The organism is Rhodovarius lipocyclicus (assembly GCF_009900765.1).
In the GTDB taxonomy this organism is placed as follows: domain Bacteria; phylum Pseudomonadota; class Alphaproteobacteria; order Acetobacterales; family Acetobacteraceae; genus Rhodovarius; species Rhodovarius lipocyclicus.
Map to the genome: position 1 here is coordinate 1 of NZ_JAAABL010000009.1, position 13,342 is coordinate 13,342.

Below are 13,342 nucleotides of genomic sequence, written 5' to 3' on the forward strand. Positions count from 1 at the left end.
CAAAGCACAGCCGCGCATCCATCGTGGATATCTCCGTCCAGGGCATCGACCGGTCCTCCCAGTCGATAACAAAGACTGTCACCCAGGTCGCCGGTCCAAACTGTCACCAACCTAGCCGGTTTGTACCGGGGCGGAGCCCCTGACTGCTACTGCCCCCGCAGCCTCTGCTCCAGCATCCCCCGCCAAGGCGCATCCGCCGGCGTATCGTTCAGCAGGGCCTGCCACACGCTACGCGCATTCGCGGCCCGGCCCGCCGCCTGTTCCGCCGCCCCTGCCAGGAAGCGCAGGCGCGGATCGGTGGGCGCGGCTTCCAGCGCGCGGGTCAGCACCGCCACGGCGGCATCCACCTGGCCGCGCTGCAATTCCACCTCGGCCAGTTCGCCCGCCAGCCCGGCGTCGAAGCGCGCCTCCAGTGCCTCCCGCAGGGCGGTGGCGGCGGCGTCGTTCTGGCCACGGTTGCGCTCGGCGCCCGCCAGCAGGATCAGGCCCTGGCGGCGCGCCTCACCGGGCGGCATCTGGGCGATGCGGGCGCGCAGCTGGTTCAGCAGGGCTTCGTCGCGCGCCGCGACTTCCTGCCGCAGGGCCAGCCCGGCCGAGGGCATCTCCGGCGTGCCGCGCATCAGGTACAGGCCCAGCGCCATGCCGGGGGCGGCCAGCAGCACGAAGACCAGCGGTAGCTTGTTGCCGGCGGGGGCCGGTTCCGGCGCCGGGGCGGCGAGCAGGCGGCGCTGCACCTCCAGCACCGCGTCGCGGTGGGCGGCGGCGTCCATGCGGCCTTCGGCCAGTTCGCGGTCGAGTTCCGCGAGCTGGCCGTGGAACAGGGCGCGGTCGGCCTCGGCGCGGCCGCGGGCGCGGGGGGCGCGCAGCAGCACCCAGCCCAGCGGCGCCATCACGGCCAGCGCCAGGGCGGCAATCCAGGCCCAGATCATGGGGAGTCCTTCAACCGGGCCAGCGCGGCCTCTTCCTCGGGCGACAGGGCGGCGGGGGGCGGGGTGGGCCGGCGGCGCAGCAGCATCAGCAGCACCAGCCCGAAGCCCAGCGCCAGCACCGGCGTGCCCCACAGCAGCGCCGTGGCGAAGGAGAAGGGCGGCCGCAGCAGGATGAAATCGCCATAGCGCGCGTGCAGGAAATCGCGGATCTGCGCCTCGTTCTGCCCGGCCACCAGCTTCTCGCGGATGATGCGGCGCAGGTCGCGGGCCAGGTCCGCCTCGCTGTCCTCGATGCTCTGCCCCTGGCAGACCATGCAGCGGATCTCGCGCCCGATGGTCTGGGCGCGGGCCTCGGCGGCGGGGTCCGCCAGCCGGTCGGCCGGCATCGTCTGGGCCAGGGCCGGGGCGGCCCACAGCAGCAGCAGGAACAGCCACCTCACGCGAAGCGCCTCAACAGCGGCCGCAGATCCTGTTCCAGCACCTCGGTGGTGATGGGCCCCGGCCAGCGCCAGCGGATGATCCCCTGCCGGTCCACCAGATAGGTTTCCGGCACCCCATACACCCCGAATTCGATGGCGGCCCGCCCCGGCTCATCCGCCGCCAGCCGGGCATAGGGGTTGCCGCGCCGCGCCAGGAAGGCGCGGGCGTCGCCGGCCTTGTCCTTGTAGTTCACGCCGAACACCGGGATGCCCTCGCGTTGCAGGGTCATCAGCTGCGGGTGTTCGATGATGCAGGGCACGCACCAGCTGGCCCAGAAATTCACCAGCACCGGGCGGGGCAGGTTCAGCAGATCGGCGCGGGCCAGCCCCGCCAGGGGCTGTTCGTCCACCGGCGGCAGGCTGAATTCCGGCACCGGCCGCCCCAGCAGGGCGGAAGGCACGGTGCGCGGGTCATAGCTGCCATCCTGCAGCCCATCCAGCATGTACCAGAAGCCGACACCGCCAGCCGCGGCTAGCCCCAGCGGGGCCGCCAGCAACAGGCGCCGGGATGTCTTGCTCATGCCTGCCCCATTCCGGCTTGCGCCACCTTCGCGCGGCGCTGCGGGGCGGCCACCCGCACCCGCCGGTCCGCCAGGGAGACGACGGCCCCCAGCGCCATGATCAGCCCGCCCAGCCAGATCCAGGGGGCCAGGGTATTGTTGTGCAGGCGCAGCACCGCCTGGCCTTCCCGCTCCTCGCCCAGCACGGCGTAGAGGTCGCGCAGGAAGTTGGTGCTGATCGCGGCCTCGGTGGTGGTGGTGCGGCCGATGGGGAAATAGCGGCGCTGGGGCCGCATGGTCACCACCGCGCGGCCGTCGCGCAGCACCGTCACCTCGGCGCGGCGGGATGTCCAGTTGGGGCCCTGGGCGTCGCGCACGCCCTCCAGCCGCCATTCATAGCCGGCGAAATGGGTGGATTGCCCCGGGGCCAGTGCCACCAGGGTTTCCGTCGCCAGCCCCATCCCCGCGATGCCGAGCGCCGAAACACCCAGCCCCGCATGCGCGATGGCGGCCCCCCAGGCCGAGAGCGGCAGCCCCCGCGCGCGGGCCAGCGCGGTGCGCAACGGCACGCGGAACAGCTGGATGCGCTCGATGATATCGGCCTTGGCGCCCGCGATCAGCCAGACGCCGACGCCGAAGCCCAGCGCCGGCCAGAACGGCACGCGCAGAATGGTCCAGGTGACGGCGAAGACGGCCGCCATGGCCAGCGCCGCCCACCACAGCCGCTGCACCACGGGCCACAGCACCGCGCGCTTCCAGGGCATCAGCGGCCCCAGCGCCATGGCCGCGACCAGCGGCAGCGCCAGCGGCAGGGTGGCCGAATTGAAGAAGGGCGGCCCGACCGAGATCAGCCGCCCCGCGATCAGGTCCAGGAACATCGGGTACAGCGTGCCCACCAGCACCACGGCGGCGATGCAGCACAGCAGCAGGTTGTTCAGCACCAGCGCGCCTTCGCGGGAGATCGGCGCGAAACTGCCCTGCGGCACCATGGACGGCGCGCGCCAGGCGAACAGCGCGAAGGCGCCCCCCACATACACCGCCAGCATGCCCAGGATGAACACGCCCCGCGCCGGGTCGGCCGCGAAGGAATGCACGCTGTTCAGCACGCCCGAGCGCACCATGAAGGTGCCCAGCAGCGACAGCGCGAAGGCCAGCAGCGCCAGCAGCACGGTCCAGATCTTCAGCGCGCCGCGCTTTTCCACCACGATCGCGGAATGCAGCAGCGCGGTGGTGGCCAGCCACGGCAGCAGGGAGGCGTTCTCCACCGGGTCCCAGAACCAGTAGCCGCCCCAGCCCAACTCGTAATACGCCCACCAGGACCCCAGCGTGATGCCCGCGGTCAGGAAGGCCCAGGCGCTGAGCGCCCAGGGCCGCACCCAGGCGCCCCAGGCGGCGTCCACCCGGCCCTCGATCAGCGCGGCCACGGCGAAGGCGAAGGTCACGGCCGTGCCGACGTAGCCGCCGTAGAGCAGCGGCGGATGCAGCGCGAGCCCGATATCCTGCAACAGCGGGTTCAGTCCCTGGCCGTCCGGCGCCGGCGGCCAGACGCGGGTGAAGGGGTTGGAGGTCATGAGGATGAACAGGGCGAAGCCCGTCATGATCATCCCCAGCACCGCCAGCACGCGCGCCTGTAGGCTGCTGGGCAGGTTCCGCCCGAAGCTGGCGACGGCCGCGCCGCACAGCGCCAGCACCAGCAGCCACAGCAGCATGGAACCCTCATGGTTCCCCCACACGCCGCTGATCTTGTACAGCAGCGGCTTCGCGGAGTGGCTGTTCTGCACCACGTTCAGCACGGTGGTGTCGTTCTGCACGAAGGCCGCGATCAACGCCCCGAAGGCGATGATGACCGCGAGCGCCGAGCCCAGCGCCAGCGGCGCCGCGGCGCCCATCAGCCGCGCGTCGCGCCATTGCGCGCCCATCACCGGCAGCACGGACTGCGCGAGCGCCAGGGCCAGCGCCAAGGCCAGCGCGAAATGACCGAGTTCGGGGATCAACCGCCGCTGCTCCGTTCGCTGGCCTGCGCGGGCTGCAACCGGTTCCAGCCCGCGGCCGGCGGCGGGTCGCCGCTGGCGGGGTTCCAGTGGCCGGAACGGCGCAGCGCGTCGGCCACCTCGGGCGGCATGTAGTTCTCGTCGTGGCGGGCCAGCACTTCCCGCGCGTGGAACACGCCATCGGGGCCGATCTGGCCCAGCGTGACCACGCCCTGGCCCTCCCGGAACAGGTCGGGCACCACGCCGCTGTACTGCACGCGCACGGTGTGCGCGCCGTCGGTGACGTTGAAGGTGATGTTGGGGCGGCCTTCGGCGGTGGTGCCGCGCGCCACGCTGCCCTGTTCGACCAGCCCGCCCAGGCGGAAGTTGCGGCCGGGGGGCGGCGGTTCGGCCGCGATGTCGGCGGGCGAGCGGAAGAAGACCAGATTGTCCTGGAAGGCGGTCAGCGTCAGGGCGGTCGCGGTGCCCAGCCCCAGCGCCGCCAGCAGCAGGATGGTCAGGCGGCGGCGTTTCGGCGTCATCGTTCGGCACTCTCCAGCCGGGCCAGGCGCCGGCGCGCCGCCCTGGCCCGGGCGGATATCATGAGGGCGGCCCCGGCGAAACCGCCCAGCACCGCCACCCAGCTGAGCGCCACATGCCACCAATGGAGCGTCATGCCACGTCCGCCCGGCGGGCCGCGGCCAGTTGCAGGGCGCGCAGGCGCCGTTCCAGCAGCCCCGCGCGCGTGGCCGCCAGCGCCAGCGCCGCGAAGGCCAGCGAGAAGCCCAGCCCATTCACCAGCAGCGGGTACAGAATGTCCTGATGCAGGCCCGGGGCGGCCAGCCGCGCCACGCTGGCGGGCTGGTGCAGGGTGTTCCACCAATCCACGCTGAATTTCACGATAGGCACGTTCACCGCCCCCACCAGCGCCAGGATCGCGCCCATGCGCGCCCCCCGGTCCGGGTCGTCGAAGGCGCGGGTCAGCGCCGCATGGCCCACCCACAGGAAGAACAGCACCAGCACGCTGGTCAGCCGCGCATCCCACACCCACCAGGTGCCCCACATGGGCCGGCCCCACAGGCTGCCCGTCAGCAGGCACAGCCCGGTGGCCAGCGCGCCGATCGGCGACAGCTCCCGCGCCGCGACATCGGCCAGCGGGTGCTTCCACACCAGCCCCAGCACCGAAAGCAGCACCAGCCCCGAGTAGCCACCCATGGCCAGCCAGGCCATCGGCACATGCACATACATGATGCGCACCGTCTCACCCTGCTGCCAGTCGGGCGGGGAGTAGGCGAGGCCCCACACCGCCCCCACGGCCAGCACGAGCAGCGCCGCCACGCTCAGCGCGGGCAGCAGCCATCGGGTGACGCGCAGGAACCGGCCCGGATTGGCCAGGAACTGCCAGCGGGAAGCCTGCTTGGGCATCGGGGCGGTGGTTGCGGTGCTCACAGGCTCAATCTAGGTGTTCACAGGGCGCCCGGAAAGCTCCGGGCCCCCTCGGATGGCTGAAGAGGAATGCATATGGCCCATTGGCTGGTGAAAAGCGAACCCGACGCCTTCAGCTGGGACCAGCAGGTGGCCAACAAGATCGAGCCCTGGACCGGCGTGCGCAACCACCAGGCGGCCGCCAACATGAAGGCGATGAAGAAGGGCGACCTCGCCTTCTTCTACCATTCCAATGTCGGCAAGGAGATCGTGGGCGTCGTGCGCGTTCATCGCGAGGCATACCCCGACCCCACCGACGAAACCGGCCGCTTCGTGTGCGTGGACATGCAGGCCGTAAAGCCGATGCCGGTGCCCGTCACCTTGTCGCAGATCAAGGCCACCCCGGAATTGGCCGATGTTTCGCTGATCCGGCAATCCCGCCTCTCGGTCATGCCGATCTCGGACGAGCATTGGGCCATCCTGTGCCGGATGGGCGGCTACAAGTGAGCGACCGCGTGCTGGGCGCGCTGGCCGATATCCCCGACGGCGGCGCGCGCGGCTATCCGCCCGCGCCCGGCGGCTTCACCGGCCTGTTCGCTATCCGGCGCGGGGAACAGGTGTTCGTCTATGTGAACTCCTGCCCGCATGTGGGCCTGCCGCTGGAAATGCAGCCCGACCGCTTCCTGGACCGCAAGGGCGAACGCATCATCTGCGCGGCCCACGGGGCGCGCTTTCAGGTGGAGGACGGGCTGTGCGTGTCCGGCCCCTGCATGGGCGATACGCTGGAAGCCGTGCCCGCGCGGGTGGTGGATGGGCAGGTGCTGGTGAGCGCTACGGCGGGGGTGTGAGGGCGCCTGTCAGGGCAGGGCGTAAAGGCCGAGGGGCGCCGCCCCTCGGGCACCCCGCAAAGGGTTGTAGCAACCCTTTGAGCCCATGAGTTTGGCGCCTTACCTTGCCAGGCGCGGCGCCATTTTCATTATTAAAATCAATAAGAAATACCTTCCCAGGATCGGCGCCAAACTCCTGGGGTCCAGGGGCCTTTCGGCTCCTGGCGGGGATGCAAGGGGCAGCGCCCCTTGCCCGGGGCCGGGGGCAGCGCCCCCGTCGTCGCCCTACTTCTCGTAATGCTCCCGGTACATTTCCAGCATGATGTCATCCAGCTTCCGGCCTTCGGTCCAGCCTTTCATGCCTTCGGGCATGGTCACGCCGGGCAGTTGGCGCGGGCATTCCTCGGCGGCGCCGATCACCTGCTTCACCGGGTACAGCGCGGTCCAGGCCGGCCAGGCGTAGTCTTCCTCGTCATCGGCGATGTGCATGTTGCGCACCTTGGCCGAGGCTTCGTCGATCGGCATGCGGATGAAGGTGGTGGCCTTCACCTCCTGCACCGTCGCGGGCCGCATGGTGGCGGCGCGGCCGGGGAAGAAGCGGTCGAGGAAGGCGTCGATCAGCTTGTGCTTCTCATCCAGGTCATCGACGATCGAGGCGGTGCCATAGGCCATGACGGAGCGGTAGTTGACCGAATGGTTGAAGCCGCAGCGCGCCAGGATCACGGCATCCAGATGCGTCACCGTCAGGCACACCGGCACGCCGCCCGACTGCGCGCGCACCATGCGGCTGGCGGAGGAACCGTGCCAGATCAGGTCATCGCCCTCACGCCAGAAGCTGGTGGGGGTGCAATAGGGCTGGCCGTCGATGACATAGGCGATGTGGCAGATCATCGCGGAATCCAGGATGTCGTAGACCGCCTGCTTGTCATAGGAACCGCGCTGGGGCTTGCGCTTCACCTTGTTGCGGTTGGTGACGGGGTAGGAATCCGGGGCGGGGGTTTCGGTTTCGGACATCAGGCGCTCCTGGCGGCGATACGGCTTGGTGGTCCCAGTCAACGCGCTTGATCGGTTTGCCAAAAGGTCCAATCCTGACCCAAATGAACATACCAATCGCCCCCGACTGGTCGGAATTGCTGGACCTGCCGCTGGACAGAGCCTCGGTGGTGCCGGTGTTCCGGCAGATCTATCTGGGGCTGCGGCGGCTGATCCTGGCCGGCGCCATCCCCGCCGGCGCGCGGCTGCCGCCCAGCCGGCGGCTGGCGGAACGGCTGGCGGTCTCCCGCACCTCCGTCGTCGGCGTGTATGAGCAATTGCTGGCCGAGGGCTATGTGACCGGGCGCGTGGGCGCGGGCACCTTCGTGGCGGCGGGCTTGCGGGAACCGCCGGAGCCAGCGCCCACCAGCGCGCCCCCGCGGCCTCACCCCCTGCCGGCGCCCGCCCTGCGCTTGGCGGCGCTGATGCCGGACCTGGCGCAATTCGGCCCCGCCCCCTTCAACACCGGCCGCTGCGGCATGGATGCGCGCAGCCTGGCGGAATGGCGCGGCCTGATCGCGCGCCACATGCGCCGGGCGGACCCCGATCTGCTGGGCTACACCGACCCGCGCGGCAACCCGCGGCTGAGGGAGGCGGTGGCGCGCTATCTGCGCACCTCCCGCGCCGTGCATTGCGAGCCGGAGCAGATCCTCATCCTCTCGGGCACGCAGCAGGGCATGGACCTGCTGGTGAAGGTGCTGCTGGAACCGGGCGACGCGGTGTGGGTGGAGGACCCCTGCTATCCCGCCCTGCTGGGCGCGATGCGGGCCGCCCGCGCCCGGGTGGTGCCGGTGCCGGTGGATGCCGCGGGCATGCAGGTGGCGCGCGGCATCGCCGCCGCCCCTCGGGCGCGGGTGGCCTATGTCACGCCCTCTCATCAGGCGCCGCTGGGGGTGGTGCTGTCCATGGCGCGGCGCCTCGAACTGCTGGCCTGGGCGCGGGAGGAAGGCGCCTGGATCATCGAGGACGATTACGACAGCGAATTCCGCTACGCCGGCCGCCCGCTCGCCAGCCTGCAGGGCATCGACGGAGAGGAAGGGCGGGTGATCTACCTGGGCAGCTTCAGCAAGGTGCTGTTTCCGGGGCTGCGGCTGGGCTACGCGGTGGTGCCGCGCCCGCTGGTGCCGGCCTTCACCGCCGCGCGCTATCTGGCGGACCGCCAGCCGCCCGGGCTGATGGAGGCGGTGGTGGCGGACTTCCTGGAGGAAGGCCATTTCAGCGCCCACCTGCGCCGCATGCGCGCCGAATACCGCACCGCGCGGGACCTGCTGGCGGAGGCCCTGCGAGAGCGCCTGGGCGGGCGGCTGGACATCACGCTGCCCGACCAGGGCATGCAGATGCTGGCCCGGCTGCCGGCGGGGGAAAGCGACATGGCCCTGTCGCAGCGCGGGGCCCAGGCCGGGCTGATGCTGCGCCCCGCCAGCGCCTATTTCCTGGAGGCCGAACCCCTGAACGCGCTGATGCTGGGCTTCACCGGGCACGCGCCGGAGGCCCTGCGCAACGGGGTGGAGGCACTGCGGGCGCTGATGGGGTGAGGGGGAGCCGCCAGGGGGCGCCGCCCCCTGGACCCCCGCTCAGGCCCCGCCCACCAGCCCGTCGGGCAGGTTGAACCGTTGCTGCCAATCCGGCCCTGGCGGGTATGGCGCGCCCGCCACCAGGTCCAGCACCTGCCAGCCGCCGTCCTGCCAGCCCAGCAGCACGTGGCAATCCGCATCGGGCACCGCCACGCGGCCGCGGAAGTCCGTATCCTGCCAGGCGATCACGCGCCCGCCCGGGCGGCGGGCCCGCACCCGGGCATAGGCCAGGTCGCCCGATTGCCGCATCGCCCGCACGCGCAGGTCCACCGGGCCGTAGGTGGCGTTGCGGAACAGGGGTTGCAGCAGGTCCAGCACCGCGCGCCGTCCGGTGCCTTGGGGGCCTACCTCCTCCACCTTCGGCGCCTGGGCGCGGGTGGTGGCGGGAAGGGCCAGCAGGCCGAACAGCGCGCGTCGCAGCATCAATCCTCGCCTCTCAGCTTGGCCGCGATCTCATCCAGGATCGCGGGGTCGTCGATCGTGGCCGGCACCGGAAAGGGCTCGCACTCGGCGATCTTGCGGATGGTGGCGCGCAGGATCTTGCCGCTGCGGGTCTTGGGCAGGCGGGCCACGATATGCACTTCCCGGAAGGCAGCCACAGGCCCGATATGTTCACGAACGCGGGAGACGAGTTCGCTCGCCACCAGCGCCTCCGGCCGGTTCACGCCGGCCTTCAGCACCACCAGCCCCATGGGCAGCTGGCCCTTCACCGCATCCGACCGGCCGATCACGGCGCATTCCGCCACGTCCCGGTGGCCGGAGAGCACCTCCTCCATCTCCCCGGTCGAGAGGCGGTGGCCGGCCACGTTGATCACGTCGTCCGTGCGGCCCATGACCCAGACATAGCCGTCCTGGTCCACCATCCCGGCGTCCGAGGTGTCGTAGTAGCCGGGGAAATGCGCCAGGTAGCTCTGGTGGAAGCGTTCGGGCGTGCGCCACAGCGTGTTCAGCGCGCCCGGCGGCAGGGGCAGGCGCAGGGCCAGCTGGCCCATGGTGCCGCGCGGCAGCTCGTGCCCGCCCTCATCCAGCGCCACCACGTCGAAGCCCGGCGCCGCGCGCCCGCCGGAGCCCGGGCGCAGCGGGAACATCCCCAACCCCCGGAAGGCGCCGGTGATGGGCCAGCCGGTCTCGGTCTGCCACCAATGGTCGATCACGGGGCGGTCGAGCAGTTTCTCGGCCCACAGCACCGTGTCCGGGTCGCAGCGCTCGCCGGCCAGGAACAGGGCCTCCAGCTTCGACAGGTCATGGCCGGCCGTGAGCCTGCCCTCCGGGTCGTCCTTCTTGATGGCGCGCATGGCGGTGGGGGCGGTGAACATCACCTTCACCCCATGTTCCGCGCAGATGCGCCAATAGGTGGAGGCATCGGGCGTGCCGACCGGCTTGCCCTCGAAGAACACGCTGGTCAGGCCCGCCATCAGCGGGCCGTAGACGATGTAGCAATGCCCCACCACCCAGCCGACATCGCTGGCGGTGAACATCACATCCCCCGCGCGCAGCCCATACATGTTGCCGATGGAGGCATGCAGCGCCACCGCGTGGCCGCCATTCTCGCGCACGATGCCCTTGGGCTTCCCGGTCGTGCCGGAGGTGTAGAGGATATACAGCGGGTCGGTGGCGGCGACCGGCACGCAGGGGTGCGGGGCGGCGGCGGCCACGGCTTCGCGCCAATCCTCGTCGCGGCCCGGGACCAGCTCGGCGCGCTGCTGGTCGCGCTGCAGGATCAGGCAGTGGGCGGGCTTGTGGGTGGCCTGCTCGATGGCGGCATCCAGCAGCGGCTTGTAGGGCACGATCCGCCCCGGCTCGATCCCGCAGCTGGCGGCCAGCACTAGGCGGGGCTGGGCGTCGTCGATGCGCGCGGCCAGTTCCGGCGCCGCGAAGCCGCCGAACACCACGGAATGGATGGCGCCCAGCCGCGCGCAGGCCAGCATGGCCATCGCGGCCTCCGGCACCATGGGCATGTAGATGACCACCCGGTCGCCCCGGCCCACGCCGCGCGCGGCCATGGCGCCGGCCAGGCGCTCCACCTCATGCAGCAGCTCGGCGTAGGTGATGTCGCGCCTGGTGCCGGTGACGGGGCTATCATAGGCCAGCGCCACGCGCCCGCCATGGCCGCGCGCCACATGGCGGTCCAGCGCGTTGTAGCAGGTGTTCAGCTCGCCATCCGCGAACCACAGGCCATAGGCGCCCTGGCCCGGGAAAAACGCCTTCGACGGCGGCTTGAACCAGTCGATGCCCCGGGCGGCTTCCATCCACCAGCCCTCGGGGTCGGCGGCCCAGGCCGCGCGCGCGGCATCGTACCCGACGGTGAGTCCGTCCATGGTTTCCTCCCTTTGTTGCGGATGGGATAGGGCGGCGCGCGCCCGGCTGTCCAGCACGATGAAAGGGAGGAGGGCGGAGCTTACCCCCTGTACATTCCCCCGCCATCCACATCGATGACGGTGCCCGACAGATACCCCCCGCGCGGGCTGGCGCAGAACACCGCCAGATCGCCGATCTCGGCCGGCGCGATGGGCCGGCCGAGCGGCAGTTTCGTCAGTGTCTCCCGCCAGCGATCGGCGTCGCCCAGGGCTTTTTCGGCGTTGAAGCGGGCCTGGCGTTCCATGCGCTCCGTCGCGGTCACGGCGGGGTTGATGCCCACCACGCGCACATTGTCGGCGGGCGTGGCCGCCCCCAACGCCTGGGTGAAGGCGATCAGCGCCGCATTGCCCGCGCTGCCGGCGATATAGCCCGCCTTGTTGGCCCGGCCCGCCATGCCGATCACATTCACCACCACGCCATCCTGCCGGGCCTGCATGCGCGGCAGGAACAGCTGCGTCAGGTGGATATAGCCGAACACCTTCAGGTCCCACGCGGCCTTCCAGCGTTCCATCGTCAGGTCCGCGATGCCGCCGGAGGGGATGGCCCCCGCATTGTTCACCAGCACGTCGATATCCGGATAGGCGGCGAACAGGCCCTCGCGCTCCTCATCGCGCGACAGGTCGGCGGCGACGGCGGTCACGGGCACCTGGAAACGGGCGCGCAGCCCCTCCGCCGCCTCGACCAGCGCGGCGGGGTCGCGCGCGGCCAGGATCACGGCGGCACCCTCGGCGGCGAAGGCCTCGGCGCAGGCCAAGCCGATGCCCTTGGAACCGCCGGTGATCAGCACCTGGCGGCCGGAAAGCTGCATGTCCATGGAACGATCTCCCGTTTCGGGGCTATCGTATCGCTTCCGCGGGCACCGCATAGCCGCGCGCGGCCCCCAGCTGCATGGCGACCACCACCCCCGCCACCGCGTATTGCCCGTCCGCCAGCTGCGTCAGCAGCGGCGCGCCGGAGCTGCCGCGCGTGCCGGCGCAGCCATGCACCAGCACCAGCCGGTTGGAATCGTCGCGCGCCGTGCCCAGCGCCTCGCAACGGGTGTCGGCCATCAGCACCTCCGGCCGGTCCTGCTGATAGCCGCCCAGCATCAACGGCGTGCCGCCCGGCAGCCCCCCTTCCAGCAGCCCCACATAAGGGCCCGGCAGGGGTGAGGCCAGGAACAGCACCGCCCAGTCCGAGCCGATCGGCCGGCGGTTGGCGGCATTGAACCCATCCCCCAGCCGGAAGCCGCGGATCCGGGCCTCCACCACATGCTCGCCCTGATGATAGCCCAGCAGGAAATGCACCGAGGACGCCCGCACCACCCGCCCCGTGCGCGCGCTGACCAGGCAATGGGCGGAGGTCAGCACCCGGTCCGGCGCGATGAGGGTGCCGGTGCAGCGCCCACCCACATCCGTCTGCACCCGGCCCAGCGCGTTCCAGGGCGGCTGGTGGCTGTCCACGGGCTGGCGCGGGTCCTCCGGCCCCAGCCCCGGCAGGGCGCTGCGCGGGATCACGCGCTGGGTGGGCGCCACCTGGGCCAAGGCCAACCCCGGCAGCAGGGCCAGCAGCGCGATTAGCCGCCGCACAGCAATTCCTCCACCAGCGCGGGCACCAGCACCCCGGCCGGGCCCTGCCGCAATTCATCGAAGCCATCCGCGACCGCCGAGGCCTCCGTGTTGACCTCGATGCTGCGGGCGTGGGGCGGCAGCATGCGCACGAAGCCCGCCGCCGGATAGACGGTGCCGGAGGTGCCGATGGATACGAACAGGTCCGCGTCCTCCAGCGCCGCCATGATGCGGGGCATGTCCATCGGCATCTCCCCGAACCAGACGATATCCGGCCGCAGGCGCGGGGCCGCACAGGCGGGGCAGGGGGTGGCGCGGGGCAGGGCGGCCGCCCATTCATGCACCGCGCCGCAGGCCTGGCAGCGCACGCGCTTCAGCGCGCCGTGCATCTGGATCATGGCCCGGCTGCCGGCGCGGGCGTGCAGGTCGTCCACATTCTGCGTCACCAGCAGGAATTCGCCCGGCCATTCGCGTTCCAGCCGCGCCAGCGCCAGATGGGCGGGGTTTGGCTCGACCTCGGCCAATTGCGCGCGGCGGGCGTCGTACCAGCCCAGCACCAGCTCGGGGTCGCGCGCGAAGGCCTCGGGCGTCGCCAGATCCTGCGGGCGGTAACGCCGCCACAGCCCGCCCGGGTCGCGGAACGTCGCCAGCCCGCTCTCGGCGCTGATGCCCGCGCCGGTCAGCACCACGAGGTTCGTCAT

16 protein-coding genes are annotated in these 13,342 nt (G+C 71.4%); 3 read left to right on the forward strand and 13 right to left on the reverse strand.

What is annotated here, in order from left to right; translation table 11 throughout:
• Positions 1–146 precede the first annotated feature (146 nt).
• Genes ccmI through ccmC form a run of 7 tightly spaced genes read right to left on the reverse strand, consistent with a single transcriptional unit; the run spans position 147 to position 5,303 of the window.
• On the reverse strand, positions 147–929 hold the full coding sequence (ccmI, locus tag GT007_RS09710) for a c-type cytochrome biogenesis protein CcmI (protein WP_160121407.1): 783 nt from the start codon (positions 927–929) through the stop codon (positions 147–149).
• Positions 926–1,369, reverse strand: coding sequence for a cytochrome c-type biogenesis protein (locus GT007_RS09715; RefSeq protein ID WP_201451861.1), 444 nt, complete (start codon positions 1,367–1,369; stop codon positions 926–928). Before GT007_RS09715 ends, ccmI begins: the two co-directional genes overlap by 4 nt.
• Positions 1,366–1,929, reverse strand: coding sequence for a DsbE family thiol:disulfide interchange protein (locus GT007_RS09720; RefSeq protein WP_160121408.1), 564 nt, complete (start codon positions 1,927–1,929; stop codon positions 1,366–1,368). The genes GT007_RS09715 and GT007_RS09720 overlap by 4 nt, the downstream gene beginning before the upstream one ends.
• A complete protein-coding gene (locus tag GT007_RS09725) occupies positions 1,926–3,902 on the reverse strand; it encodes a heme lyase CcmF/NrfE family subunit (protein ID WP_160121409.1) in 1,977 nt (658 codons plus the stop codon). The genes GT007_RS09720 and GT007_RS09725 overlap by 4 nt, the downstream gene beginning before the upstream one ends.
• On the reverse strand, positions 3,899–4,420 hold the full coding sequence (ccmE, locus tag GT007_RS09730) for a cytochrome c maturation protein CcmE (RefSeq protein WP_160121410.1): 522 nt from the start codon (positions 4,418–4,420) through the stop codon (positions 3,899–3,901). Before ccmE ends, GT007_RS09725 begins: the two co-directional genes overlap by 4 nt.
• On the reverse strand, positions 4,417–4,554 hold the full coding sequence (locus GT007_RS09735; RefSeq protein WP_160121411.1) for a hypothetical protein: 138 nt from the start codon (positions 4,552–4,554) through the stop codon (positions 4,417–4,419). Before GT007_RS09735 ends, ccmE begins: the two co-directional genes overlap by 4 nt.
• Complete coding sequence (gene ccmC, locus GT007_RS09740) at positions 4,551–5,303, reverse strand: heme ABC transporter permease CcmC (RefSeq protein WP_160121481.1); 753 nt, start codon at positions 5,301–5,303, stop codon at positions 4,551–4,553. Before ccmC ends, GT007_RS09735 begins: the two co-directional genes overlap by 4 nt.
• Before the next feature lie 96 nt (positions 5,304–5,399).
• Here ccmC and GT007_RS09745 point away from each other — a divergent pair, with 96 nt between their 5' ends.
• Positions 5,400–5,810: an EVE domain-containing protein gene (locus tag GT007_RS09745; RefSeq protein ID WP_160121412.1), complete on the forward strand. Its 411-nt coding sequence runs from the start codon at positions 5,400–5,402 to the stop codon at positions 5,808–5,810.
• Positions 5,807–6,151, forward strand: coding sequence for a Rieske (2Fe-2S) protein (locus GT007_RS09750; RefSeq protein WP_160121413.1), 345 nt, complete (start codon positions 5,807–5,809; stop codon positions 6,149–6,151). Before GT007_RS09745 ends, GT007_RS09750 begins: the two co-directional genes overlap by 4 nt.
• 264 nt (positions 6,152–6,415) lie before the next feature.
• Here the strand turns inward: GT007_RS09750 and GT007_RS09755 are convergent, their stop codons facing one another.
• Positions 6,416–7,144, reverse strand: coding sequence for a pyridoxamine 5'-phosphate oxidase family protein (locus tag GT007_RS09755; protein WP_160121414.1), 729 nt, complete (start codon positions 7,142–7,144; stop codon positions 6,416–6,418).
• 83 nt (positions 7,145–7,227) lie between these two features.
• On the opposite strand from GT007_RS09755, the gene pdxR reads away from it, so the two are divergent.
• Positions 7,228–8,697, forward strand: a complete 1,470-nt coding sequence (pdxR, locus tag GT007_RS09760) for a MocR-like pyridoxine biosynthesis transcription factor PdxR (protein ID WP_236571584.1) — start codon at positions 7,228–7,230, stop codon at positions 8,695–8,697.
• 39 nt (positions 8,698–8,736) lie between these two features.
• On the opposite strand, the gene GT007_RS09765 is transcribed toward pdxR, so the two are convergent.
• From GT007_RS09765 to GT007_RS09785, 5 genes are all read right to left on the reverse strand, one after another.
• Positions 8,737–9,159, reverse strand: coding sequence for a hypothetical protein (locus GT007_RS09765; protein WP_160121415.1), 423 nt, complete (start codon positions 9,157–9,159; stop codon positions 8,737–8,739).
• The gene (locus GT007_RS09770) at positions 9,159–11,054 is read right to left on the reverse strand and encodes an AMP-binding protein (protein WP_160121416.1); all 1,896 of its coding nucleotides are present in this window, start codon (positions 11,052–11,054) and stop codon (positions 9,159–9,161) included. Before GT007_RS09770 ends, GT007_RS09765 begins: the two co-directional genes overlap by 1 nt.
• Positions 11,055–11,134: 80 nt before the next feature.
• Positions 11,135–11,908, reverse strand: a complete 774-nt coding sequence (locus tag GT007_RS09775) for a short-chain dehydrogenase/reductase (protein WP_160121417.1) — start codon at positions 11,906–11,908, stop codon at positions 11,135–11,137.
• 22 nt (positions 11,909–11,930) lie between these two features.
• Positions 11,931–12,662, reverse strand: a complete 732-nt coding sequence (locus tag GT007_RS09780; RefSeq protein ID WP_160121418.1) for a trypsin-like serine peptidase — start codon at positions 12,660–12,662, stop codon at positions 11,931–11,933.
• Positions 12,650–13,342 carry an NAD-dependent deacylase gene (locus GT007_RS09785; RefSeq protein ID WP_160121419.1) on the reverse strand — a complete coding sequence of 231 codons (693 nt, stop codon included), beginning with the start codon at positions 13,340–13,342 and terminating at the stop codon, positions 12,650–12,652. Before GT007_RS09785 ends, GT007_RS09780 begins: the two co-directional genes overlap by 13 nt.

Bases quoted from the DNA above. Each gene is read 5' to 3' on its own strand.
- ccmI (WP_160121407.1), bottom strand. From the start codon at position 929: ATGATCTGGGCCTGGATTGCCGCCCTGGCGCTGGCCGTGATGGCGCCG.
- GT007_RS09720 (WP_160121408.1), bottom strand. From the start codon at position 1,929: ATGAGCAAGACATCCCGGCGCCTGTTGCTGGCGGCCCCGCTGGGGCTA.
- ccmE (WP_160121410.1), bottom strand. From the start codon at position 4,420: ATGACGCCGAAACGCCGCCGCCTGACCATCCTGCTGCTGGCGGCGCTG.
- GT007_RS09735 (WP_160121411.1), bottom strand. From the start codon at position 4,554: ATGACGCTCCATTGGTGGCATGTGGCGCTCAGCTGGGTGGCGGTGCTG.
- ccmC (WP_160121481.1), bottom strand. From the start codon at position 5,303: ATGCCCAAGCAGGCTTCCCGCTGGCAGTTCCTGGCCAATCCGGGCCGG.
- GT007_RS09745 (WP_160121412.1), top strand. From the start codon at position 5,400: ATGGCCCATTGGCTGGTGAAAAGCGAACCCGACGCCTTCAGCTGGGAC.
- GT007_RS09755 (WP_160121414.1), bottom strand. From the start codon at position 7,144: ATGTCCGAAACCGAAACCCCCGCCCCGGATTCCTACCCCGTCACCAAC.
- pdxR (WP_236571584.1), top strand. From the start codon at position 7,228: ATGAACATACCAATCGCCCCCGACTGGTCGGAATTGCTGGACCTGCCG.
- GT007_RS09765 (WP_160121415.1), bottom strand. From the start codon at position 9,159: ATGCTGCGACGCGCGCTGTTCGGCCTGCTGGCCCTTCCCGCCACCACC.
- GT007_RS09770 (WP_160121416.1), bottom strand. From the start codon at position 11,054: ATGGACGGACTCACCGTCGGGTACGATGCCGCGCGCGCGGCCTGGGCC.
- GT007_RS09775 (WP_160121417.1), bottom strand. From the start codon at position 11,908: ATGGACATGCAGCTTTCCGGCCGCCAGGTGCTGATCACCGGCGGTTCC.
- GT007_RS09785 (WP_160121419.1), bottom strand. From the start codon at position 13,342: ATGACGAACCTCGTGGTGCTGACCGGCGCGGGCATCAGCGCCGAGAGC.